Annotated in this window: 17 protein-coding genes; 9 read left to right on the top strand and 8 right to left on the bottom strand. The window is 71.2% G+C overall.

Annotation, left to right across the window (positions count from 1 at the left end; translation table 11 throughout):
• Positions 1 to 91 precede the first annotated feature (91 nt).
• Entirely contained in the window at positions 92 to 1057 is a 966-nt protein-coding gene (locus tag ACE3TA_RS14085; RefSeq protein ID WP_374574715.1) for a CsgG/HfaB family protein, read from the top strand.
• Between the two features lie 70 nt (positions 1058 to 1127).
• Entirely contained in the window at positions 1128 to 1625 is a 498-nt protein-coding gene (locus ACE3TA_RS14080) for a pyridoxamine 5'-phosphate oxidase family protein (RefSeq protein WP_374574713.1), read from the top strand.
• Between the two features lie 16 nt (positions 1626 to 1641).
• Here the strand turns inward: ACE3TA_RS14080 and ACE3TA_RS14075 are convergent, their stop codons facing one another.
• From ACE3TA_RS14075 to ACE3TA_RS14055, 5 genes are all read right to left on the bottom strand, one after another.
• Positions 1642 to 2226: a sensor histidine kinase gene (locus tag ACE3TA_RS14075; RefSeq protein WP_374574711.1), complete on the bottom strand. Its 585-nt coding sequence runs from the start codon at positions 2224 to 2226 to the stop codon at positions 1642 to 1644.
• Positions 2227 to 2321: 95 nt separating this feature from the next.
• Positions 2322 to 4142 carry an alkaline phosphatase family protein gene (locus ACE3TA_RS14070; protein WP_374574709.1) on the bottom strand — a complete coding sequence of 607 codons (1821 nt, stop codon included), beginning with the start codon at positions 4140 to 4142 and terminating at the stop codon, positions 2322 to 2324.
• Between the two features lie 156 nt (positions 4143 to 4298).
• Positions 4299 to 5351: an NAD(P)/FAD-dependent oxidoreductase gene (locus ACE3TA_RS14065; RefSeq protein WP_374574707.1), complete on the bottom strand. Its 1053-nt coding sequence runs from the start codon at positions 5349 to 5351 to the stop codon at positions 4299 to 4301.
• Positions 5352 to 5476: 125 nt separating this feature from the next.
• Positions 5477 to 6379 carry a GTP-binding protein gene (locus ACE3TA_RS14060; RefSeq protein ID WP_374574705.1) on the bottom strand — a complete coding sequence of 301 codons (903 nt, stop codon included), beginning with the start codon at positions 6377 to 6379 and terminating at the stop codon, positions 5477 to 5479.
• 38 nt (positions 6380 to 6417) lie between these two features.
• Complete coding sequence (locus ACE3TA_RS14055; RefSeq protein WP_374574703.1) at positions 6418 to 8055, bottom strand: amidohydrolase; 1638 nt, start codon at positions 8053 to 8055, stop codon at positions 6418 to 6420.
• Between the two features lie 158 nt (positions 8056 to 8213).
• On the opposite strand from ACE3TA_RS14055, the gene ACE3TA_RS14050 reads away from it, so the two are divergent.
• The 4 genes from ACE3TA_RS14050 to ACE3TA_RS14035 all read left to right on the top strand — a co-directional run bounded on the left by ACE3TA_RS14050 (position 8214) and on the right by ACE3TA_RS14035 (position 14124).
• On the top strand, positions 8214 to 9509 hold the full coding sequence (locus ACE3TA_RS14050) for an MFS transporter (protein ID WP_374574701.1): 1296 nt from the start codon (positions 8214 to 8216) through the stop codon (positions 9507 to 9509).
• Between the two features lie 237 nt (positions 9510 to 9746).
• Entirely contained in the window at positions 9747 to 11909 is a 2163-nt protein-coding gene (locus tag ACE3TA_RS14045; protein ID WP_374574699.1) for a TonB-dependent receptor, read from the top strand.
• Between the two features lie 65 nt (positions 11910 to 11974).
• Positions 11975 to 13351, top strand: coding sequence for an aminotransferase (locus ACE3TA_RS14040; protein WP_374574697.1), 1377 nt, complete (start codon positions 11975 to 11977; stop codon positions 13349 to 13351).
• 26 nt (positions 13352 to 13377) lie between these two features.
• Positions 13378 to 14124 carry an SDR family NAD(P)-dependent oxidoreductase gene (locus ACE3TA_RS14035; RefSeq protein ID WP_374574695.1) on the top strand — a complete coding sequence of 249 codons (747 nt, stop codon included), beginning with the start codon at positions 13378 to 13380 and terminating at the stop codon, positions 14122 to 14124.
• Between the two features lie 60 nt (positions 14125 to 14184).
• Here ACE3TA_RS14035 and ACE3TA_RS14030 read toward each other — a convergent pair whose 3' ends face one another.
• Positions 14185 to 14940 (bottom strand): sulfite exporter TauE/SafE family protein, encoded by a 756-nt coding sequence (locus ACE3TA_RS14030; protein WP_374574693.1) that lies wholly within the window; start codon positions 14938 to 14940, stop codon positions 14185 to 14187.
• Between the two features lie 68 nt (positions 14941 to 15008).
• Positions 15009 to 16415 (bottom strand): PLP-dependent aminotransferase family protein, encoded by a 1407-nt coding sequence (locus tag ACE3TA_RS14025; RefSeq protein WP_374574691.1) that lies wholly within the window; start codon positions 16413 to 16415, stop codon positions 15009 to 15011.
• Between the two features lie 346 nt (positions 16416 to 16761).
• On the opposite strand from ACE3TA_RS14025, the gene ACE3TA_RS14020 reads away from it, so the two are divergent.
• Positions 16762 to 18096, top strand: coding sequence for an aspartate aminotransferase family protein (locus ACE3TA_RS14020; protein WP_374574689.1), 1335 nt, complete (start codon positions 16762 to 16764; stop codon positions 18094 to 18096).
• Between the two features lie 9 nt (positions 18097 to 18105).
• On the opposite strand, the gene putA is transcribed toward ACE3TA_RS14020, so the two are convergent.
• Entirely contained in the window at positions 18106 to 21195 is a 3090-nt protein-coding gene (gene putA / locus ACE3TA_RS14015) for a bifunctional proline dehydrogenase/L-glutamate gamma-semialdehyde dehydrogenase PutA (protein WP_374574687.1), read from the bottom strand.
• 106 nt (positions 21196 to 21301) lie between these two features.
• Between putA and ACE3TA_RS14010 the strand changes: the two genes are divergently transcribed.
• Both ACE3TA_RS14010 and ptcA read left to right on the top strand, forming a co-directional pair.
• Positions 21302 to 21772, top strand: a complete 471-nt coding sequence (locus ACE3TA_RS14010) for an Lrp/AsnC ligand binding domain-containing protein (RefSeq protein WP_374574685.1) — start codon at positions 21302 to 21304, stop codon at positions 21770 to 21772.
• Positions 21773 to 21866: 94 nt separating this feature from the next.
• On the top strand, positions 21867 to 22880 hold the full coding sequence (ptcA, locus tag ACE3TA_RS14005; protein WP_374574683.1) for a putrescine carbamoyltransferase: 1014 nt from the start codon (positions 21867 to 21869) through the stop codon (positions 22878 to 22880).
• Positions 22881 to 22884: the final 4 nt, after the last annotated feature.

Raw genomic sequence — 22884 nt, 5'->3', positions numbered from 1 at the left:
AATTCTTGTGGGCGCCCAGCGCCTGCGCGGATTGATCGCATTGACGCGCAAGACTATTTTGCCGCGGTCGAGAATCTCACTGGGGAGCGAAATGCGCGTCTTTTCCGTTACAGCCACGGCCCTGGGGCTCATGGCCACCTTGATCGCCGCCACGCCCGCCAGCGCGCAGTACGGGATGGACAAGAAACAGCCCAAGAACGCGGCCACGCCGGAGCTGCCGCGCTGCGACCGTCCGCTGGGCACCGCCGCGGTGCAGGAGCCCGAGAACAAGTGGTGGACGGAGCTGGGCCTGTCCAACCCCGAGGCCCTGCTGAAGCTGTTCGCCTCGCGGTCGAACTGCCTGCGGATCGTCGACCGCAACGGCGGCCTGGCCATGCGCAGCCAGGAAGCGGCCCTGGGCGCCTCGGGCGACCTGCGGCGCGGCTCCAACGTCGGCAAGGGCCAGGTGGCCGCGGCCGACTACTTCATCATCCCCGACATCGCCAACTCGGACTCCAACTCCGGCGGCTCGGCGATCGGCGCGGTGGCCGGCTCGCTCTTGCCCGGCGGCTTCGGCGCCCTGGCCGGCAGCCTGCGCACCAAGAAGGCCCAGGCCCAGGCGCTGATCACCCTGGTGGACGCGCGCACGACCGAGCAGCTCTATGTCGCCGAGGGCGTGGCCCAGAAGACCGACGTCAGCTTCGGCGCTGGCGGCGGCGGCTGGGGCGGCAGCGGCTTCCTCGGCGCGGCCGGCGGCGGCTACGCCGACACCGACATCGGCAAGGTGATCTCGGCGGCCTACTTCAACGCCTTCGTCGACCTGGTGCACTACATGCAGGCCGGCCAGGTGCCCACCGGCGCCGAGGCCTCGGCCAACGCCGGCATCCAGGCCTACACCGCCACCCAGAACGTGATCCTGCGCAAGTCGCCCTCCACCAGCGCGCCCTCGGTGCGCACCTTCGCGCCGGGCGACCTGGTCTATCCCACCGGCCAGAAGAACGGCGTGTGGTGGGAAGTGGACGACGAGAACGGCAACCGCGGCTGGGTGTCCTCGGCGTACATCACGCCGCGCGGCTGATCGCCGCCGGAACAGGGCGGCGACTTGCGGGTTGAGGGGTGAGCCCATCCGTCAACCCGCGGAGCCGTCCATGACCCTTCAGCCCCTCGACCGCGCCGCCGTCGAACGGCGCCTTTGGAACGAGCTGCAACGCCACCAGACCGGCATGCTGGGCCTGGTCGGCGAGGGCGCGCGCTGCTTTCAGCCGATGAGCGCCTTCGCCGAGCCGGACAACGACGAGCTCTGGTTCTTCAGCCGCAGCGACACGAACCTGGTGCGGCGCGTCGGCGAGGCGCGCGCGGCGGTCTTCGTCTTCCAGACCCGCGAGGTGCACGCCTGCATCGGCGGGGAGCTGGCGATCCGCCACGACGAGGCGCGGATGGAGAAGTACTGGAACGCGGTGATCGCGGCCTGGCACCCCGAGGGCCGGGGCGATCCGCGCCTGACCATGCTGCGCCTGCGCGCGGCCGACGCCGAGGTCTGGGTGACCGAGGCCGGACCGATGCGCTTCGCCTGGGAGATCGCCGTGGCGAACGCGCGCCGCCAGGCGCCGGACCTGAGCGACCACACCCACCTGCGGTTCCACTGAGGCGGCGCGGGAGGCTCTAGAACGGGAAGGTCAGGGTGGCGGCGACGCCGTCGTCGCCGGCCAGCTTGAGGCGGCCGCGCACCTGGCTGGAGAGGCTGCGCACCAGCCACAGGCCGAACCGCTCGGACGGCGCGCCGCCGGCGAAGCCCGGACCGTTGTCGGAGACGCTGAGCACGCAATTGTCGCCCTCGCGGGCCAGACGCACCGTCACATGGTCGCCGCCGCCCGGGCCGCAGCCGTGGGTCAGGGCGTTGAGCACCAGCTCCTGAGCGATCAGGGCCAGGGTGGAGGCGGCGCTGTCCGGCGCGACGACGACCTCGCTCTGAAGCTCCACCTCCGGCGCGCCCGGACCGTGGCGGCGGCGCCAGATCGGAATCATCTCGGCCAGCCAGGCGGCCAGGTCGACGCCGGCGTCGCCCACGCGCTTTCGTTCGAGCACGCCGATCAGGCTGATGGCCTCGGCCATCCACAGGAGCTGGCGGGCGACCTCGGGATCGCCGGCGCGCTGGCTGCGCAGCCGCGCGAGCGCCGCCAGCAGCTGCTGGTGGTTGGCCATCCGGTGGCGCGTCTCCGACACGCCGGGAGCCTCGGTCGTGATCATGCGCCCGCTCTTACTTGCCCGTGACCCTAGTTAACGCGGATTCGGCGGTTAGGGCGCCAATTGCAAGAGATACGGGAATGTGACCGCGCTGAAACCTAGGGCTTCAGACCCACCGCGCGGCCCGGCGCGCCGGCGGCGTCGAAGTAGGAACGGCCCTCGGCGGTCTGGCCGTTGAGGATGGTGACGAAGCCGTTGGCGGCCGGTTCGGAGCGCAGGGTGAAGGCCTCGTGAGCCACCGGCGCGCCGTCGGCGGCCAGGGCCTCGGCGGCGACGCGGCCGACCGCCTGGCCGCGCGGCTCGATCTTCAGGCCGAGCAGGTGGGCGGCGGTGACCGACAGGTCGGCGTTGCTGACCGGCGTGGGATCGACGAACGCCTTGCGGAAGTCCGGGCCGACGGCGGCCATGAAGTTGTGCGTGTTGTGGCGGGCCAGCGAGCCATGGATGCCCTGGCCCTCCTGCAGGCTGGTGTCGGCCACCTCGACGGCGCAGATCTCCGGATCGGCGCAGCCGGTGTCGAAGCTGCGGAAGGAGACGACGACGGCCGGCGACGGCGTGCGCGCGTCGCCCGCCAGGCCGACCTTGCTGGTCGGCAGGGCGCCCGGGATGGGGCCCAGGTCGTCGCGCACGAAGATCGCGCCGGTGTAGTCCTGGCGGGTGAGGAAATCGACCACGCGCGCGGCCAGCGTCTTGGCGTCGGCGCCGGGCAGGTAGATCAGGTCGGAGCCGCCGTTGGGGGCGATGACCACCTCGGGAGCGGCCGGGTCCTTGCCCAGGATCGCCGCGCCCTTCGGATAGAAGCCCTCGGCCGTGTTCACCGGCAGGCCCGCGCCGTCGTAGAGCGGCATGTCCAGGTCCTTGGCCATGTCGACGCCGAGGAAGCCCGGAGGCAGGAAGCCCGGCACCACGTCCGGATAGCTGAGCTTGGCCGCCGCGCTGGTCTTGCTCTCGCGCGAGATGGTGGCGAAGCCGTGGTCGGCGGTCATGATCACGTCGGTGTCGCCGGCCAGCCCCAGGTCGGCCAGGGCCTTGCGCAGGGCGCCCAGGTTGTCGGAGGCGTCGCGCACGCCGGAGAGGGCGACGGGGCCGTTGATGCCGGGGGTCAGCTTGTTGAGGCTGTCGCCGGTGTTGTGCTGGGTGCCGTCGGGATCGCGCGACCAGTAGATCAGCACGAAGGGCTTTCCCGCCGCCTTGAAGCGCGGCAGCAGCACCTTGGTGGCGACGGCCAGGAACCAGGCCTGCTGCTCAGCGTTGGACACCCTCACGCCAGGCATGTTGTAGGCGCCGGGCCATTGGTTGAGCCCGCGGTCGGCCGCCTGGGCCGGCAGGCCGGCGGCCTTGATGGCGGCGGCGACGTCCGGCGCCAGCGGCAGGCCGCCGAACTCCTTCCAGCCGGTGGCGTCGTCGATGACGATGGTCCCGTTCCCGTCGCGGGCGGTGACGTCCTGCACGCCGACCGGGCCGAGCTTGCCGATCACGGCGGTGGAATAGCCCTGGGCGCGGGCGGCCTGCAGCAGGCTGGTCTCGCCCAGGTAGTTCCCGTCGAAGCGCTCGTTCATCAGGCCGAGGACGTCGTCGTCCTCCAGGGCCTGGACCTGGGAGGCGTAGGGCGCGGCGAACGGCTTGCCCACGTAGAGCACATTGCCGAAGTCGCCGGTGTCGCCCGGATAGTGGCCGGTGGCGATGGCCGAGGCGTTCACCGTGGTCACGGTGGGATAGACCGAATGGCTGTCGGCGAAGTCGACGCCCTCGGCGCGGGCCTTGGCCAGGTCGGGCGCGGTCTCGTCGGTGACGATGTGCGAGCGCAGGCCGTCGGCGACGAAGATCACCAGGTTGCGCGCGGCCGCCGGAACTGGCGCGGCCAAGCCCAGGACGATGGCGGCCGCGGCCAGACGAGAAACGAGACGTGCGCGCAACACGGAACCTCCAGGGGTCGAGCGAGGCCCCTTCTTGCGCAACTTCGTGACAGTTGCATCGCAGCGAACCGGGCATGGCGCCGGATCGGCCCGGCCTGCCGGCGCGGCGCGCGGCGGGCGCCCGGCGACCGGGCGCTTCACCCCCGGAAGGGGGCGGCTTCAGATCCGATCACGGATCATTGCGGCGGCGCGCTCGGAGATCGACGGCGCGGTCTGGATGCCGTAGCCGCCCTGCCCCGCCAGCCAGAAGAAGCCCTCGGCCGCCTCGTCGAAGCCGAAGAACGGGGTGCGGTTCGGGGTGAAGGTGCGAAGCCCGGCCCAGCGTCGGCGGATGCGCTTCACAGGCAAGGTGGTGGCTTCCTCGATGCGGTAGGCGATGGTCGCCACGTCCAGCTCCTCGGGCTGGGCGTCGCAGGGCGGGCTGGGCGTCTCGTCGGCCGGCGAGGCCAGGATCAGGCCGGCCTCGGGCTTCAGATAGAACTGCTCGGAGATGTCGCCGGTGAAGGGCCAGGCCGAGATGTCGACGTCCGCGGGCGGCTCGAAGACGATCGCCGTGCGCCGCTTGGGAACAAGGCCGAGGTCGCCCAGCCCCGCCATCCGGCCGAACTCTCCGGCCCAGGCGCCGGCCGCGTTGACCACTACCCGCGCCTCAATCTCCTCGTCGGGCGTGGAAACCCGCCAACCGCCCTCGCGCCGGTCCAGGCCCGTGACCGGCTGTGCGGTGGCGATCTCGACGCCGCCGGCCAGGGCCATGCGGCGGAAGCCGTCGAACAGGGCGCCGACGTCGATGTCCGCCGAAGCCGGCTCCTCGGCGAACTCGACGAACTGGTCGGGCCGCAGGAAAGGGGCGGCGCGCAGCGCCTCGGCCGGCGAGACGGCGCGCACGATCCCCGGATTGTCAGCGATGTGCGCGCGCAGTTGATCGACCTCTTCCGGCCGGGCGACGGACAGGAACGGGCGCGGGGTCAGGAGCGGCGTGTCGGCGAAGCCCTCGGGCGGACGGTCGAAGAAGGCGCGGCTCTCGCGCGTCCACTGGCGCACCGGCGGACAACCATAGGCCTCGCTGAACAGCGCCGCCGAGCGGCCGGTCGTGTGCATGGCCAGGATGGCTTCGCGCTCCAGCAAGAGCACCCGCAGGCGCCCGGCCAGGCGCGCGGCCAACGACACGCCGGCGATCCCGCCGCCGACAATCAGGACATCAACCAGCTTCATACGCACTCACCCACGGGCCAAGGGCCGGCGACTCGGCCGGCGCCGGAACGCTTCGGGCAAGGCCGCGCGCGCCGCAAGCCCGTCGGCGCCGCCGACCAGGGATCGACCGGCGCGCGCCGCTTTGTTCACCGGTCCGGCCGGGCCGCCTGGCCGGGGCTGAACAGCCGGTCGAGGCGTTCGCGGTCGAGCTCTCCGCGCGGGCCGATGGCCACGAGCCGGGTGACGGCGGACGGCTCGGCCGGCACGAAGCCCTCGATCTGGCCGGGGCCGCCGGCGGCCTGCACCTGGGCGATGCGGCCGTCGTCGAGGACGACGAAGCCCTTCAGCCGCAGGACGCCGTGCGGGATGTGCGCCAGGGCGTCGCGCAGGGCCGCCTCGGCGAGCGGCGCGCCGCCCAGCAAGGTCCAGCGGGCGAACAACTCCTCGTGGCCCGCCTCGACGGCCTTCGCGCGCCAGGCGCCGCGCGGCGCGAGCTCGCCCAGCACCAGGTCCGCCGGCAGCGCCCCATGGCGCGCGGCGACGACGGCCGCGCCGGGCGCGCGGGGCTGGAGCCGGCCGGCGAGGTCCGGATCGGCCGCCAGGTCCTGCTTGTTGAGCACCAGAAGGTCGGCGGAGGCGAGCTGCTGGGCCACCTGGCCGCCGATGCGCGGATCGGCGAGCAGGGTCTCGATGCGGCCGCTGTCGACCATGACGACGACGCCGCTGAGCCGCAGGTCCGGATCGGCGCGGGCGACGTCGGCCAGGCGGTCGGGATCGGCGACGCCGGACGCCTCGATCAGGAGATGGTCGGGCCGGACCGGGCCGTCGAGGACGGCGATCAAGGCGCGGAGCAGGTCGCCGCCGGTGGAGCAGCAGGCGCAGCCGTTGGCGAGCGCCATGGTCTCGCCGTCCCTGGACTGGATCAGGTCGGCGTCGATGGCCAGCTCGCCGAAGTCGTTGACCATCACCATGATCCGCCGGCCGTCGGCGTGGCGCAGCAGATGGTTCACCAGCGTCGTCTTGCCCGCGCCGAGGAACCCGCCCAGCACGGTGGTGGGCAGGGGCGGGCGCGGATCCTTCAGGAAGCTCAGGGGGTGGGCTCCAGCATCGGCCGGCCGCCCAGCACCGTGCCGACGACGCCGATGTCCTTCAGGGCCTCGGGCGGCAGGGCCAGGGGGTCGTCCTCGAGCACGGCGAAGTCGGCGCGCTTGCCCACCTCGATGGAGCCGATCTCGTCGTCCATGTGCAGGGTGTAGGCCGGACCCAGGCTGATGGCCTTGAGCGCGGTGGTCACGTCGAGCCGCTCGGTGGGGCCGAGGATGCGGCCGCTCTCGGTGATCCGGTTCACCGCGCACCAGGCGGTGAACAGGGGCGCGAGCGGCGTGACCGGCGTGTCGGAGTGGATGGCCAGGGGCACGCCCATCTCCGTGGCCGTGCCGCAGGCGTTCATGCGGTGGGCGCGGTCCGGGCCAAGCGTGGTCTCATAGTGCTTGTCGCCGAAGTGGTAGATGTGATTGGCGAAGAGATTGACGCACAGGCCCAGCGCCTTGATCCGCCGATATTGCCCAAGGCTCGCCATCTGGCAGTGCTGCAGGGTGTGGCGGTGGTCCGGATAGGGGTTCTTCGCCAGGGCCTTTTCCAGCGCGTCGAGGGCGACCTCGGTCGCCTCGTCGCCGTTGGTGTGGATGTGCATCTGGACGCCGGCGGCGTTGAGGCGCTCGACCATGTCGTCAAGCTGCTCCGGCGCGATGTTCCAGAAGCCGTGCGCCACGCCCTTGTAGTAGCCCGGCCAGCGAATCTGGGCGGTGTAGCCCTGGATCGAGCCGTCGACGACGATCTTCACCACGCCCAGGCGCAGCTTGTCGGTGCTCTTGGCGGCGTAGGCGCGGGAATCGGCGACCAGGGCGTCGATCGGCTTGAACTGCGAAAGCAGCAGCGCGGCGATGCGGATCGGGCAATCCTCGCGCCTGGTGAAGGCGAGCAGCTCGGCGACGTCGGCGTCGACCAGCGAGCGGCCGAGATCGGTGATGGTGGTCACGCCGGCGCGCCGCGCGCTTTCGGCGAAGCCGCGCATGGCCTCGGCGCCCTTGGCCACGCCTTCGATGTCGATGCCCAGGCGGCGGAACATCGGCACGATGGCGCCGAACTCCTGCAGCTCGCCGTTGGGCTCGCCGTCCGCCCCCTTGATCACGCCCTCGGCGTTGGTGGTGCGATCATAGCCCACCGCCGCCAGCGCCGCGGAGTTGGCGGTGACCAGGTGCAGGCTGGAGTGGAACACCAGTACGGGGCGATCCGTGGACACCCGGTCCAGGTCCTGGCGGGTGAGCCGCGGGCCGTCGACGAACAGGGGATCGAAGCCCCAGCCCATGACCGGCATGTCGGCGGGCACCTGCGGGGCGACCGCCTTCATCCGCTCGACCACCCCGTCCAGGTCGCGCAGCGCCGGCCAGGGCTTGCCGTCCGGGTCCACCCGGTCGATGTGGCCCACGTAGATGTAGCGCCACAGCCCGCCGGTCATCATGTGGGCGTGGCCCTCGACGAAGCCGGGCGCCAGCACCTTGTCGGCGAAGGTGCGGTCCAGCACGTGGTCGCCCCAGCCAGTGAGATCGTCGAGCGCGCCGACGCCGAGAATCCGGCCGTCGCGCACGGCCACGTGCGTCGCCGTCGGCGCCCGCGGATCCAGCGTGACGATGTTCCGCGCTTCGAAAATGACCGTGCCAACCATGTTCCACCCAACGATGACGCCAATGCGGTCATTTGAGGAGCGCGGGCCTGGGCGGGCTTGGTCCAGGCCGGCGAAAACGAAGGAACCAGGACGCCGCGGACGACGACGGCCCGCCCGCGATGTGTAGGGTTTTCGGCGAGCTGGACCGGGAACTCAACATGCCAAAACTGTTTCGCGGCTGGACGGTGGTCGCGGCCACGGCCTTCGCCCTGGTGATCTCGGGCACGACCTTCGCGGCGGGCACCTTCGGCGTGCTGACGGCCCGGTGGGGCAAGGTGTTCCACTGGGGCCAGGACGAGATGGCGCTCGGCCTGTCGATCTTCCTGATCTCGGCGACGCTGGCGGTGCCGGTGGTCGGGCGCGTGGTGGACCGCTTCGGCTCGCGGCGGGTGGCGATGGCCGGCATCGCGGCCATGGCCGCGGTGATGGCGGCCGGGGTGGCGATCGGCGGATCGGTGGCCAGCCTCTACCTGTTCTACGCGGCGATCGGGATCACCGGCGCCTTCACCAACCCGGTGGTCTACCTGCGGGCCCTTTCGCTGTGGTTCGACAAGCGCCGGGGCCTGGCGCTGGGGCTGGCGGTGGCCGGACAGGGGATCGGCGGGGCGATCCTGCCGACCCTGGTGGAGCGGCTGATGGAGGTGTTCGACTGGCGCGTCTGCCTCTTGATCCTGGCCGGGGCGATGGTGGTGGTGATCGGCCCGGTGGTGGCGCTCTGCATCAAGGACGACCCGGCCGAGGTGGGCGAGACGGCCGACGGGATCGCGCCCGACCCGGACGCGCCGGTCCCGGCCGGCCCCCTGCCCGGCCTGACGCTGCAGGAGGCGCTGGGGCAGCGGAGCTTCTGGCTGATCCTCTTGGTGCTGGGGCTGTTCGGCGTGGCCAGCTACGCGCTGCTGGGACACGGGGTCTACCTGCTGACCGAGGTGCGCTCGCTCAGCCTGCGCGAGGCGGCGATGCTGCAGTCGATCTCGGGCATGTCGCTGCTGCTGGGCCGGGTGGCGTTCGGCTATCTGATGGACCGGGTGCACGCCCCGCTGGTCGGCGCGGCGGGCGTGCTGATGACCACGGGCGCGGCGGTGCTGTTGCTGCGGCTGGACAGCTTCGGGCCGCTGGCGTTCGCCTGGGCGGTGATGGTCGGCGCCTCGACCGGCGCGGAGACGGACCTGCTCTCGCTGCTGGTGGGCCGCTACTTCGGCAAGCGGGCGCTGTCGCAGATCTATAGCTGGCACAACGTGGCCTTCCTGGTGGGCGCGGCGGTGGGCCCGCCGCTGTTCGGCCTGGGCCTGCACGTGACGGGCGGGGCGACGATCCCGATCCTGGGCGTGGGGGCCGTGGCCTTCGTCGCCGCGCTGCTGCTGCTGCTGCTCGGCCCCTATCCGCGCTTCGACGATCCCGAGGCCGAAGCCGCGGCCGCGCCCGCGCTGGAACCGGCGGCCGCGCCGAGCGCCTGAGGCGCTTGGCCCCTTCGTTTGGAGGCGACTGGACCAAGACGGCGGACGCGCGCCGTCCTCACTTCGTCCGTGCAGGCCGCAATCCGTGGGCGCGAGCGAGAGCGTCGAGGGGGGCCGATGAGGAAACGCAGCAAGGGCTCAGATCAATTCCGGCGCCGACAAGCGCCGGCGAGGGGATTGACCATGAGAGCTTCGAGCACGACCGAACGCCGGCTCCGCTTCAGGCCGGCGCTATTCATGAGCGGCGCGGCGGCGTCGCTTCTAGTGGCCGGCGCGGCCCAGGCCCAGACCACCGCCTCGACGATCGAGGAGATCGTGGTCACCGCGCAGAAGCGGGTCGAGAACGCGCAGGACGTGGGCATCTCGATCCAGACGATGAGCTCCTCGACGCTCGAGAAGCTCGGCGTGGCCAAGCTGCAGGACATCGAGTTCGCCGCCCCGTCGGTGAGCTTCGGCGACGGCAGCGAACAGGGCCGCTACGGCATCCGCGGCATCGTCGACTACTCGCGCAACGCCGGCTACGACAGCCGCGTGGGCGTCTACATCGACGGCGTCTACCTGGGCCGGTCCTACCTGAACAACCAGACGCTGCTGGGCGTGCAGCAGATCGACGTGCTGCGCGGCCCTCAGGGCACGCTGTTCGGCAAGAACACCGACGCCGGGGTGATCAGCATCACCACCCGCAAGGCGCCCAGCTCGTTCCAGGCCAGCGCCGAGGGCGACGTCGGCAACTTCGGAACCTATCGCGCCGCGGGCATCGTCGGCGGGCCGATCACCGACACCCTGGACGCCCAGTTCGCCGTGACCAAGACGGGCAGCGACGGCTACTACCACAACGCCCAGCTCGACAAGGACAACATGGGCACCGACGGGGTGGCGGCGCGGGCGCAGTTGCGCTGGCGGCCCACCGACAAGCTGGAGGTGAACTTCAGCCTCGACGACCTGCACGACCGCAACTCGACGCTGCACTACACTTATCGGCCGACGGTCGGGACCGATCCGTACACGTTCAATTCCTACTATGACGACTTCGCCAAGCGCGACAGCTACGGCGCGGCGGTCACCGTCGACTACAGCCTGGACAGCGGCTACCAGCTGACCTCGATCACCGCCTGGCGCGGCGGGGCGCAGTACCTGGACTTCAACAACGAGACCGGCTCGCTGGACTTCCTGACGGCCGTCTTCCACGAGGTCACGCACCAGTACTCCGAGGAGCTGCGCATCGCCTCGCCGAAGACCGAGCGCTACGACTGGGTGGCCGGCCTCTACTTCTTCGACCAGGTCAACGCCCAGAACACCAAGATGGAGTTCGGCCCGGCGATGACCTATCTGCCGACGCCGTTCCCGCTCTACGCCGGCTTGACGGTGCCGTCCGGGTCGCACGTGGAGACCAAGTCGTACGCGGCCTTCGTGAACGGCAACTTCCGCGTGACCCCGCAGCTCGAGATCGCCGGCGGCCTGCGTTACACCGCCGAGAAGAAGGAAGTCCGCGGCTTCTACGCGCTCGATCCCTACGGCCTGGTGGTGGGCAACTTCACCGGCAAGAGCGACGACCAGGCGACCTACAAGATGACGCCGAAGCTCGGCGTGAACTACCACGTGACCGATAACGTGCTGCTGTTCGCCACGGTCTCGCGCGGCTTCAAGAGCGGCGGCTGGAACCTGGACTCCAGCACCGCGTCGGCCCTGGCGGCGGGCATCAAGGTGGCTCCCGAAACCGTCACCAGCTACGAAGCCGGCGTCAAATCCGACTTCTGGAACGGCCGGGCGCGCGTGAACGCGACGGTGTTCACCTCCAAGTTCAAGGACTTCCAGGTGTTCACCTTCAAGTCCGTGCAGGTGGGCAGCCAGACGGTGCAGGTGACCAGCCTGACCAACGCCGGCGAAGTGACGTCCAAGGGGCTGGAATTCGAGGGCACGGTCATCCCGCTGGACGGCCTGACCCTGTCGGCGACCTACACCTACAACGACAGCAAGTACGACAAGTACCCGGGCGGCGGCGGCACGGCCGCGGGGGCGATCATCGACGCGGACGGCGTGCAGACGCCCTATGCGCCGAAGAACAAGGCCTACCTGTCGGTGGACTACACCCGCCCGGTGATCTCCGCGGCCGACGGCTTCGTGCACCTGGGCTACGCCGTCCAGTCGAGCGAGAACTTCGACCCGAAGGTGATCAACCCGACCTACGGCGACGGCTACTACATCCCCGGCTACGAGAGCTATGACGCCCGCCTCGGGCTGACGGCGACGAACGGCCGCTGGGAGCTGTCGCTGTGGGGCAAGAACCTGGCCGACGACCATCACATAAAGTTCGCCAACCGGACGGCCCTGCTCACCACCAAGGCCGTTCTCTACGACGCCCCGAGGACCTACGGTCTCACCCTGAAGGTCAACTACTAGTCTCAGACCAAGGCGGCGCGCCGTGGCTGCGGCCCGGCGCGCCCCCCGAATTAGGAGGAAGCTGCGTGAACCGTTCCCCGCTTCACGAAATGGACGCTCGCGCCCTTGTGCATCAGCAGACCGACCTGGACGACCACCAGCGCAACGGCGCGGTGCTGATCGACCGCGGCGAAGGCGTGCGCGTCTGGGACGTGGAGGGCCGCGAGTACATCGAGGCCATGGCCGGCCTGTGGTCGGCGAGCCTGGGCTTCAGCGAGCCACGCCTGGCGCAGGCCGCCTACGACCAGATGATGAAGCTGCCGTTCTACCACACCTTCTTCGGCAAGGGGCACGGCCCGGCGGTGGAGCTGGCCGACAAGCTGCTGGCGGTGGCGCCGGTTCCCATGGGCCGGGTGCTGTTCCAGTGCTCGGGCTCGGAAGCCAACGACACGGCGATCAAGCTGGCCTGGTACTACAACGTGATCCGCGGCAAGCCGGAGAAGCGCAAGATCATCGGCCGCGTGCGCGGCTACCACGGCAACACCGTGGCCTCGGTCAGCCTGTCAGGCCAGCCGCACATGTACGCCGGCTTCAACCTGCCGCTGCCGGGCTTCCTGCACGCGGACAATCCGAACTACTACCGCTTCGCCGAGGCCGGCGAGAGCGAGGAGGCCTTCTCCAAGCGGATGGCCGCCAACCTGGAAGCGCTGATCCTGGCCGAGGGGCCGGAGACGATCGCGGCCATGTTCGTCGAGCCGGTGCAGGGCGGCGGCGGGGCGATCACGCCGCCGGCCGGCTATTTCGAGGCGATCCAGCCGGTGCTGAAGCGCCATGACATCCTGCTGGTCGCGGACGAGGTGATTTGCGGCTTCGGCCGGACGGGCAACTACTGGGGCTCGCAGACCTACGGAATCAAGCCGGACATGCTGGCCTGCGCCAAGCAGCTTTCGGCCTCCTACCAGCCGATCTCGGCGCTGATGATCAGCGAGGAGATCTTCGACATGCTGGTCGAGGGCAGCCGGCGCAACGGCAGCTTCGGCCACGGCTACACCTACGGCGGCCATCCGGTGGCCTGCGCCGTGGCGCTGGAGACGCTGAAGATCTACGAGGAGCGCGACATCGTCGACCACGTGCGGGAGGTCTCGCCGACCTTCCTGGCCGAGCTGGAGGCGTGCCGCGACCATCCGCTGGTGGGCGACGTGCGCGGCGTGGGCCTGATCGCCGGGGCCGAGCTGATGGCCGACAAGGCGTCGAAGACCCCCTTCCCGCCCGAGCGCAAGGCCGGGCCGATGGTGGAGAAGGCCTGCCTGGAGAACGGGCTGATCGTGCGCGCGATCGGCGACCGGATCGCCTTCACCCCGCCGCTGATCATCTCCGACAAGGAGATCGTGGAGCTGTTCCGGCGCTTCCGTATCGGCCTCGATACGGCCTATGAGCGGATGACGGCCAGTCAGGCCGCCTAGGTCCCGCGTTCTCCAGGAGCAGTTCATTGATCGTATTCGTCACGGGCGCGACTGCCGGCTTCGGCCGCGCCATCGCCGAACGCTTCATCGCCGAGGGCGCCAAGGTGATCGCCTCCGGCCGCCGGGCCGACCGGCTGGCCGAGCTGGCGGCGGCCCTGGGCCCCAACCTGCTGCCGCTCGAGCTGGACGTGCGCGACCGCGACGCCGTGCAGGCGGCGGTCGACGGCCTGCCCGAGGCCTTCGCGGCCGTCGACCTGCTGGTGAACAACGCCGGCCTGGCGCTGGGCATGGAGCCGGCCGACCGCGCCGTGCTGGACGACTGGGACACCATGATCGACACCAACGTGAAGGGCCTGGTCTACATGACCCGCGCGCTGCTGCCGGGCATGGTGGCGCGCGGCCGCGGCCACGTGGTGAACCTGGGCTCGATCGCCGGCACCTATCCCTATCCGGGCGGCAACGTGTACGGCGGCACCAAGGCGTTCGTGCGCCAGTTCTCGCTGAACCTGCGGGCCGACCTGGTGGGCCGGGGCGTGCGGGTGACCGACATCGAGCCGGGCCTTTGCGGCGGCACCGAGTTCTCCAACGTGCGCTTCCACGGCGACGACGAGAAGGCCGCCGCCGTCTACAAGAACGTGCAGCCGCTGACGGCCGAGGACATCGCCGAGGCCGTGCACTGGGTCTCCACCCTGCCGGCGCACGTGAACATCAACACCCTGGAAGTGATGCCGACCTGCCAGGCGGCCGGCCCGCTGGCCGTGGTGCGCGGCTAGTTCAACGGTCTTGGGCGCGATCCGGCCGCAAGACCGGCGTCCGCCTTCGCGGATCGCGCCCTAGGCGGCCAGTTCGAGGGCCGCCCGCACGAAGGTGGTGACCGCCAGGACCGCCAGCGCGGTCAGCGCCACGGCGCGGTGCTGGCGGGCGCTGGCGCGCAGGAAGAGCCTGGACCCGATCCAGCCCCCCGCCAGCAGCGCGGGCATGGCCAGGAGCAGCGGCTGAACCATGCCGCCGGTGATCCGCCCGGCGAAGCCCAGCGGGATCAGCACGGCGAGCCCCGCGCCGAGCACGAACACCAAAAGGGTCGAGCGCACCTGGGCCGGCTGCAGATCGGCGGCCACCAGCAGGGCGACCACCGGCGGCCCGGACATGCCGGCCAGCCCGTTCATCACCCCGCTGGCGAGGCCGGCGGCGAGGGAGACCGGAGTGGTCGGCCGCCCCCGGAAGCGCCCGCCGCGCAGGATCAGCGCCAGGGCGGCGATCACCGCCAGGCTGACCGCCATGCGCCCGAGCGCCGGCGAAAGGGTGGTGATGGCCCAGAGCCCGACCGGCGTGCCGGCGATCGCGCCCAGCGCCACCCAGCCCAGCAGCCGCCACTGGCAGGTCGCCACCGCGCCGCGCAGGCCGACCAGGGCGTTCACCACCTGCATGGCCATCACATAGGGCAGGGTCTCGGCCGGCGGCATGAACAGGCTGAGCAGCGGCACGGCGATGATGGCGAAGCCGAATCCGCTGAAGCCCTGCAGGAAGGCCGCGGCGAACACGCTTCCGAGCAAGGGCGCAAGGTGCGCGACATCGACCTGAGGCGGCATCCGGCCTCCATCGCCGCCGACGCGCCCCGCCGGTAGAGCCAGCCGCGTGCGACGCCTGGAGCCAGAGACTAGCTCGATTCAGCCAGGGCCGCGGCCAGCGCGTCGAGCCCCGGAGCGATGCGGTCGTAGGCGATGGTGGACAGGCCCAGGCGGATGTGGGCGCGCTCGGACGGGGCGGCGAAGAACGGATCGCCGTCGTCGAACAAGACGCCGTGCGCGCGGGACGCCGCCTCGAAGCGGCGGATGTCCAGCCCCTCGGGGCAGCGCAGCCAGAGCGCCGAGCCGCTGAGGCCGCCGACGACTTCGAGCTCGGGCAGGCCGGACGAGAGCAGCGAGACGGCGTGCTCGCGCCGGCGCTGGATCTCGCTGCGGAGCTGGCGGGCGAGGCCGTGGTAGTAGCCCTCGACCATGAAGAGGGCGGTGAGCCGCTGGTTGTTCAGCGGCGCGCTGCGGTGCATCAGCCGGCGAAGCGCGCGGGCCTCGGCGATCAGGGCGGGCGGGCCGACCATGTAGCCGAGCCGCATGCCCGGGGCGATCACCTTGGAGAAGGTGCCCAGGTAGATGACGCGGCCGGCCGCGTCGCTGCTCTTCATGGCGGTGGCGCCGGTGTCGGCGACGATCTCGCCCTCGAAATCGTCCTCGATCAAGAGGCCGTCGGTGCGCGAGGCCCAGTCCAGGAGCCAGGCGCGGCGCTCGGCCGACAGGGAAAAGCCCGTCGGGCACTGGCAAGTGGGGGTGACGACGGCGAGCTTGACCCCGTCGAAGCCCGCGCCCACGCGCACGCCCTGGTCATCCACCGGAAGGTCGCGCACGGCCCCGGCGCTGAGGCGGAAGATGTTGCGCGTGTCGGTGTAGCCGGGGTTCTCGATGCCGATGATGTCGCCCTGGCGCACGAGGATGCGTGACAACAGATAGAGGCCCTCCTGGGCGCCGAGGGTGACCAGCACCTCCTCGGGCCGGGCGAAGACCCCGCGCCGGGGCAGGATGTTGCGGCAGATCTGGTCGACCAGCAGCTCGTCGTCGCCGGTGGCGCTGTCTGCGGCCCACCAGTTGAGCGCCGCGCGGCCCAGGGTGTCGCGCGAGGCGGTGCGCCAGGCGGCGAGCGGGAACAGCGCCGGATCGACCTGGCCGTAGAGGAACGGATAGGGGTAGCTCTGCCAGTCGGCTTCCTTGGTGATGTTGCGCCAGGCGGCGACCTCGGTGACCAGCTTGCGCGACCAGTCCACGCCGTCGGCGGGCGGCGGGGGCCGCGGCGCGTCCTCCACCGCATTCGGCAGGCTGGGCGCGGCGCCGCTGACGAAGTAGCCGCGGCGCTTGACCGGCACCAGGAGCCCGCGCGTGGCCAGGTCCTCATAGACGGCGGTGACCGTGTTGCGGGCGATGCCAAGCTGCTGGGCGAGGATGCGCGAGGCTGGGAGCTGTTGGTTGGGCTTTAGCCGCTGGGCGGCGATCGCCTCGACAAGAGTACGTCTCAAGCCCGATTGAAGGTTGGTCCCGCGAGAGGCCAAGAATTCGCGGGTAAGTCCCATCGACTGGTCCAATATACGCGCTCTCGAACAGACTTATCACTCGACAACACAATACTGTCGCGCCGTGCGTCTTGCATCCGCGAACGGATCGTCGGGGAGCTTTGGCGAAAGATTGCGCGCGCCCTGGGCGCCGTGTCGGCGCCGTGCGCACGGCCGCGAGCGCCGCGGCGGCGTCCGATGGGGCCAGCACCGCCGATTGCATTGCCCACGGCGTGGCGCGCCGGCCCGGGCGGGGCTTAGCTGGACCCGGGCGAACACGCCGCCCGCGCAGGTTCACAAGGGGACTTCCGAGATGAGCGACGAGCGTCAGAGTGCTTTCGCCGACGGCGATGTCGATTGGTCCACGGCCGGGATCGTGGCCCGGCGCGACACCTATTTCGCCGCCTCGCAGCGCAAGTTCGTGCCCTATGAGACGCCGCAGATCTTCAAGACCGGCAGCGGCCAGTACCTGTGGGACGAGACCGGCCGCAAGTACACCGACCTGCTGGGCATGAACCTGTGCATCTCGGTGGGCCACGCCCACCCGGAGGTGGTAGCGGCGGTGCAGGCCCAGGTGGCCGAGCTGACCCACTGCACCACCATGTTCTACCACCCGACGCCGGCGCATCTGGCCGAGGAGCTGGCGGCGACCATGCCGGCCGGGCACGACTGGGTGGTGCATTTCACCAACAGCGGCGCCGAGGCGATCGACCTGGCGCTGGTGATGGCCCGCGAGCACACCGGCAACACCGACATGCTGGCGCTGCGCACCAGCTACCATGGCGCCACCTGCGGCGCGCAGGCGCTGACCGGGATCGCCGGCTTCCGCCACCGCATGGCGCAGATGACCGGCGTGGCCTTCGTGCCCGAGCCCAACCAGTACCGCGGCATATTCGGCGAGGGCGTGCAGCCCTACCTGGACGAGGTGGACCGCACGATCCAGACGGCCACCTGCGGGGCGCTGGCGGGGATGATCATCGAGCCGGTGCAGGGCTATGGCGGCATCGTGATCATGCCGGACGGCTACATGGCCGGCGCCTTCGAGCGGGTGCGCGCGGCCGGCGGGCTGGCGATCGTCGACGAGGTGCAGTCGGGCTTCGGCCGCACCGGCGACCATTACTGGGCGTTCGAGGCCGACGGGGTGGTTCCCGACATCGTGGTGATGGCCAAGGGGATCGGCAACGGCATTCCGCTGGGCGCGGTGGTGGCCAAGCGCCACATCGCCGAGAGCATGGCCGACAAGTTCCTGTTCCACACCTACGGGGCCAATCCGGTGGCCTGCGCCGCCGGGCGGGCGGTGCTGCGGGTGATCCGCAAGGAGGGCCTGCAGGAGAACGCGCGGCTGGTCGGCGCGGCGCTGAAGGCGCGGCTGGAGGACCTGCAGCAGCGCTACGAGGTGATCGGCGACGTGCGCGGGCGCGGGCTGATGATGGCGGTCGAGCTGGTGAAGGACCGCACCACCAAAGAGCCCGATCCGGAGACCACCGCGAAGGTGTTCGAGGAGACGCGCCGCAAGGGGCTGGTGGTCAGCAAGTCCGGCCCGAACCGCAGCGTGCTGCGCATGGTGCCGCCGCTGTGCCTGTCGATGGCCGACATCGACCCCGTGGCCGAGGCGCTGGAGCGCTGCTTCGCCGCGGCGACCCGCTGAGCGCCCGCGTCAGGCGTCGAGGTTGAGCAGGGCCGGGTCGCCGCCCTGGGCGGTGATGTTGACGCTGAGCGCGCGCTCGACGGCGTAGCGCAGGAGGGCGTTGGGCCCGCCCGCCTTGGGGCCGGTGCCGGACAGGCCCTCGCCGCCGAAGGGCTGGACGCCGACCACCGCGCCGATCATCGAGCGGTTGACGTAGGCGTTGCCGGCGGGGACCAGGCGGCGGACCTCGTCGGCGAAGGCGGCGATGCGGCTGTGCACGCCGAGGGTCAGGCCGTAGCCGGCGCGCACCAGCGGGGCGGCGGCCTCGGCCAGCCTGGCCGGATCGTAGCGGACCACGTGCAGCACCGGGCCGAACACCTCCTTCTGCAGGGCGGAGGCGTCGGCGATCTCGGCCAGCACCGGGCCGAAGAACGCGCCGCCTTCCGGGGCCGGCAGGCGGCGGACGATCCGCGCTGTGCGCTCCAGGTGGGCGACGTGGGCCTCCAACGCCGCGAGGGCCTCGGCGTCGATCACCGGGCCGATGTCCGTGGCCGGATCGGCGGGATCGCCGACCGCCAGGGCCTGCATGGCGCCCGAAAGCCCCTCGATCAGCATGTCGGCCGTCTGGTGCGGGACGAACAGCATCCGCAGGGCCGAGCAGCGCTGGCCGGCCGAGCCGAAGGCCGAGACGATCACGTCGTCGATCACCTGTTCGCGCAGGGCCGTGGTGTCGACGAACATGGCGTTCAGCCCGCCGGTCTCGGCGATGAACGGGGTGATAGGGCCCTGGCGGGCGGCGAGGGCGCGGTTGATCGCCCAGGCCGTGTCAGTTCCCCCGGTGAAGGCCACGCCCTGGCAGGACGGATGGGCGACCAGCGCGGCGCCGACGCTGGCGCCCTGCCCCGGCAGGAGGTGCAGCACGTCGGCCGGCACGCCGGCGGCGTGGAACAGCCGAACCGCCTCGGCGGCGATGATCGGGGTCTGTTCGGCGGGCTTGGCCAGCACCGTGTTCCCCGCCGCCAGGGCCGCGGCGACCTGGCCGGTGAAGATCGCCAGGGGGAAGTTCCAGGGACTGATGCAGACGAACACGCCCCGGCCGTGCAGCGACAGCTCGTTGGTCTCGCCGACGGGGCCCTTCAGGACCTCGGGCGCGGCGAACAGGCGCTCGGCCTGCTGGGCGTAGTAACGGCAGAAGTCGGCTGCCTCGCGCACCTCGGCGACGCCGTCGGCGAAGGTCTTGCCGGCCTCGCGCGCGCAGAGGGCGGTCAGCCGGTCCATGTCGGCCTCCAGGCGCTCGGCCATGGCGCGCAGGACCTGGGCGCGGCCGAGGCCGCCGAGCTCGTCCCAGGCGGGCTGGGCGCGGCGGGCGGCCTCGAACGCGGCGTCGATGTGCGCCGGCGTCGCCTGGGAGATGCGGCCGACGATCCGCGAGGCGTCCGACGGCGAGGCCGCCGGCGAGGCGTCGGACGCGAGCAGCTTTCCGCCGACGATCGGGCCGGCAACGAGGGGCTCGGCGTCCAGCGTCCGCACGGCCGCCTGCAGCCGCTCGCGCGCCGCCTCGACGGAGAGGTCCACCCCCGGCGAGTTGCGGCGGCCCGGGCCGTAGAGGTCGCGCGGCAGGGGGATGCGCGGATGGGGCCCGGCGCCGGCCGCCTCGACCGCGGCGACCGGGTCGGAGACCACCTTGGCGACCGGCGTCTTCTCGTCCAGCAGGGCGTGGACGAAGGAGGTGTTGGCCCCGTTCTCCAGGAGGCGGCGCACGAGGTAGGGCAGAAGGTCTTCGTGGCTGCCGACCGGCGCGTAGACCCGCAGGGGAAAGCCGCCGTAGCGGCTCGCCGCGGCGTCGTAGAGCGCCTCGCCCATGCCGTGCAGGCGCTGGAACTCCACCGGCAGGTCGGCGCGGCTGGCCATCTGGCGCACCGCCGCCAGGGTGTGGGCGTTGTGGGTGGCGAACTGGCCGTAGAGGTGCGGCGCGGCGCCGAGGATCGCCTGGGCGCAGACCAGGTAGGAGACGTCGGTGGCGGCCTTGGTGGTGTAGACCGGATAGCCGGGCAGGCCGGCGACCTGGGCGCGCTTGATCTCGGAGTCCCAATAGGCGCCCTTGACCAGCCGGACCATCAGCCGACGGCCGGCGGCGCGGGCGATATCGGCCACGGCGGCGATCACCTGCGGCCCGCGCTTCTGATAGGCCTGGACGGCGAGGCCGAGGCCGCGCCAGTCGCCGAGGCCGGGCTCGCGCGCCAGCTTGTCGAGCAGCTTCAGCGACAGCACCAGGCGGTCGGCCTCCTCGGCGTCGAGGGTGAGGTTGATGTCGGCCGCGGCGGCGGCGGCGGCGAGCCGCGAAAGGCGCGGATAGAGCTCGGCGAAGACCCGCGCCTCCTGGCGGGCCTCGTAGCGCGGGCTGAGCGCGGAGAGCTTGACCGAGATCCCGTGGCCGCGCTCGGGGCCGAGGCCGCCGGCCTGGCGGCCGACCACGGCGATGGCCCGGGCGTAGGCGGCCTCGTAGCGGTCGGCGTCGGCGTTGGTGCGCGCGCCCTCGCCCAGCATGTCGAAGGAGCAGACGAAGCCCTCGGCCCCCGCGCGCTTGATCGCCCGCTCGATGGTGGACCCCAGCACGAACTGCTCGCCCATGATGCGCACCGCCGCAGCGACGGCCTGGCGGATCACCGGCTCGCCCAGGCGCTGGGCCAGGCGGCGGATGAAGCCGGGCAGGTCGCGGCGGGCCGCCTCGTCGGGGTCGATCAGCCGGCCGGTGAGCATCAGGCTCCAGGTGGAGGCGTTGACCAGCACCGAGTCGGAGCGGCCGGCGTGGCTGGCCCAGTCGGCGGAGGCGATCTTCTCGGCGATCAGGCGGTCGCGGGCGGCCTCGTCGGGGGTGCGCAGCAGCGCCTCCGCCAGGCACATCAGCACCAGGCCCTCCGGCGTGGACAGGCTGAACTCCTGCAGGAAGCCCTCGACCACGCCCTGGCGGCGGGCGGTCTTGCGGGCGGCGCGGACCAGGGCCTCGGCCTCCTGGTTCACGGCCGGCCGGTCGAGGGATTTCAGGTGCGGCGAGGCGAGCAGGCCGGCCAGGGCCTGACGCTCGTCGACGAATTTGGCCCCATCCAGGTGATCGAACATCTCACGCCTCGCGCAGTTGCTTCGATCGGCGGAATATCCGACATTTCGCCGAATATCCTCCGCCATTATACGACATCTTTCGAACGATCATCGCCAGGAGACGGGAATGCCGAACGATCCGCGGCTGGACGACACCGACAGGAGACTGCTGCGGAGTCTGCAGAACAACGGGCGGATCAGCAACGCGGAGCTGGCGCAGCAATGCAACCTGTCGCCCTCGGCCTGCTCGGACCGCGTGCGGCGGCTGAGGGAGGACGGGGTGATCCGGCGCTTCTCCGCCGTGCTGGACCCCGGCAAGGTCGACCGGGCGCTGCTGATCTTCGTGGAGGTGATGCTCGACCGCACCACCAGCGACATCTTCGAGGCCTTCGCCGAGGCGGCCAAGCGCACGCCGGACGTGCTGGAGTGCTACATGGTGGCCGGCGGCTTCGACTATCTGATCAAGGCGCGGGTGAAGGACATGACCGCCTATCGCGCCTTCCTGGGCGACACCCTGGTGCAGATGCCCGGCGTGCGCGAGACGCGCACCTACGCGGTGCTGGAGGAGATCAAGTCGACGACGACCCTGCCGGTGTAGGCGCGAAGCGATCGACCTGCGGTTGATGTCGGTCAAGGCGCGGGTCCGCCAGACTTGAGAGGTCTGGCCGACCGCCACCGCCGGACCTCAGCCAATGTCTTCGCCCCCACGGCACTTCATCGACACCCAGGACTTCTCCCGCGAGGAGCTGCTGCGGATCCTGGAGCTGATCGGGCTGCTCAAGGAGGCGGACAAGGACGGCGCCTGCCCGAAGCTGCTCGCCGGCGCCTCGCTCGGCATGATCTTCGAGGAGCCCTCGACGCGCACGCGGGTGTCCTTCGAGGTGGCCATGACCAAGCTCGGCGGCCACGCCCTCTACCTCAAGCCCGGCGAGATCCACCTGGGCCAGCGCGAAAGCATCCGCGACACGGCCGAGGTGATCAGCCGGATGGTCGACGTGATCGAGGCGCGCACGCTCAAGCACAAGACGGTGCTGGACCTGGCGGCGAACGCGACCGTGCCGGTGATCAACGGCCTGACCGACTACAACCACCCGACCCAGGTGGTCTGCGACGTGTTCACGATGCTGGAGCACCGGCAGGCGGGCAAGCCGATGGGCGAGCTGAAGGTGACGTTCATCGGCGACGCCACGAACGTCTGCTCCTCGCTGATGATGATCTGCACGCAGATGGGCATGCACTTCACCCACGCCGCGCCGGAGCGCTACCAGGCGCCGCAGGCCTGGCGCCAGATCGCGCAGGCCAACGCCGCGGCCTCCGGCGGGTCGCTGACCGTCACCGACGACGTGGACGCGGCGGTGCGCGACGCCGACTTCATCTACACCGATCTTTGGTGGTGGATCGGCCAGGAGGCCGAGATCCCCGACCGCCGCGCGGCCTTCATGCCGACCTACCAGGTCAACGAGGCGCTGCTCGCCAAGGCCCCTGCCCACGCCAAGTTCATGCACTGCCTGCCCGCCTCGCGCGGGGTCGAGGTCACCGACGCCGTCATGGATGGCCCCAGGTCGATCATCTACGACCAGTCCGAGAACCGCCTGCACACGGAAAAGGCGCTCCTCGTCTACTTCGTCCAGCCGCGCCTGAAGACGGCGTCGCCGGAACTGGCCGCCTACCACCGCGGGCGGATCGAAGACTTCCTCAGCCGCTGACCGC

It is taken from the genome of Phenylobacterium sp., from assembly GCF_041916435.1.
Lineage (GTDB): Bacteria > Pseudomonadota > Alphaproteobacteria > Caulobacterales > Caulobacteraceae > Phenylobacterium.
The sequence above is the reverse complement of the archived record's forward strand: the minus strand, read 5'-3'. Positions and strand labels throughout refer to the sequence as shown.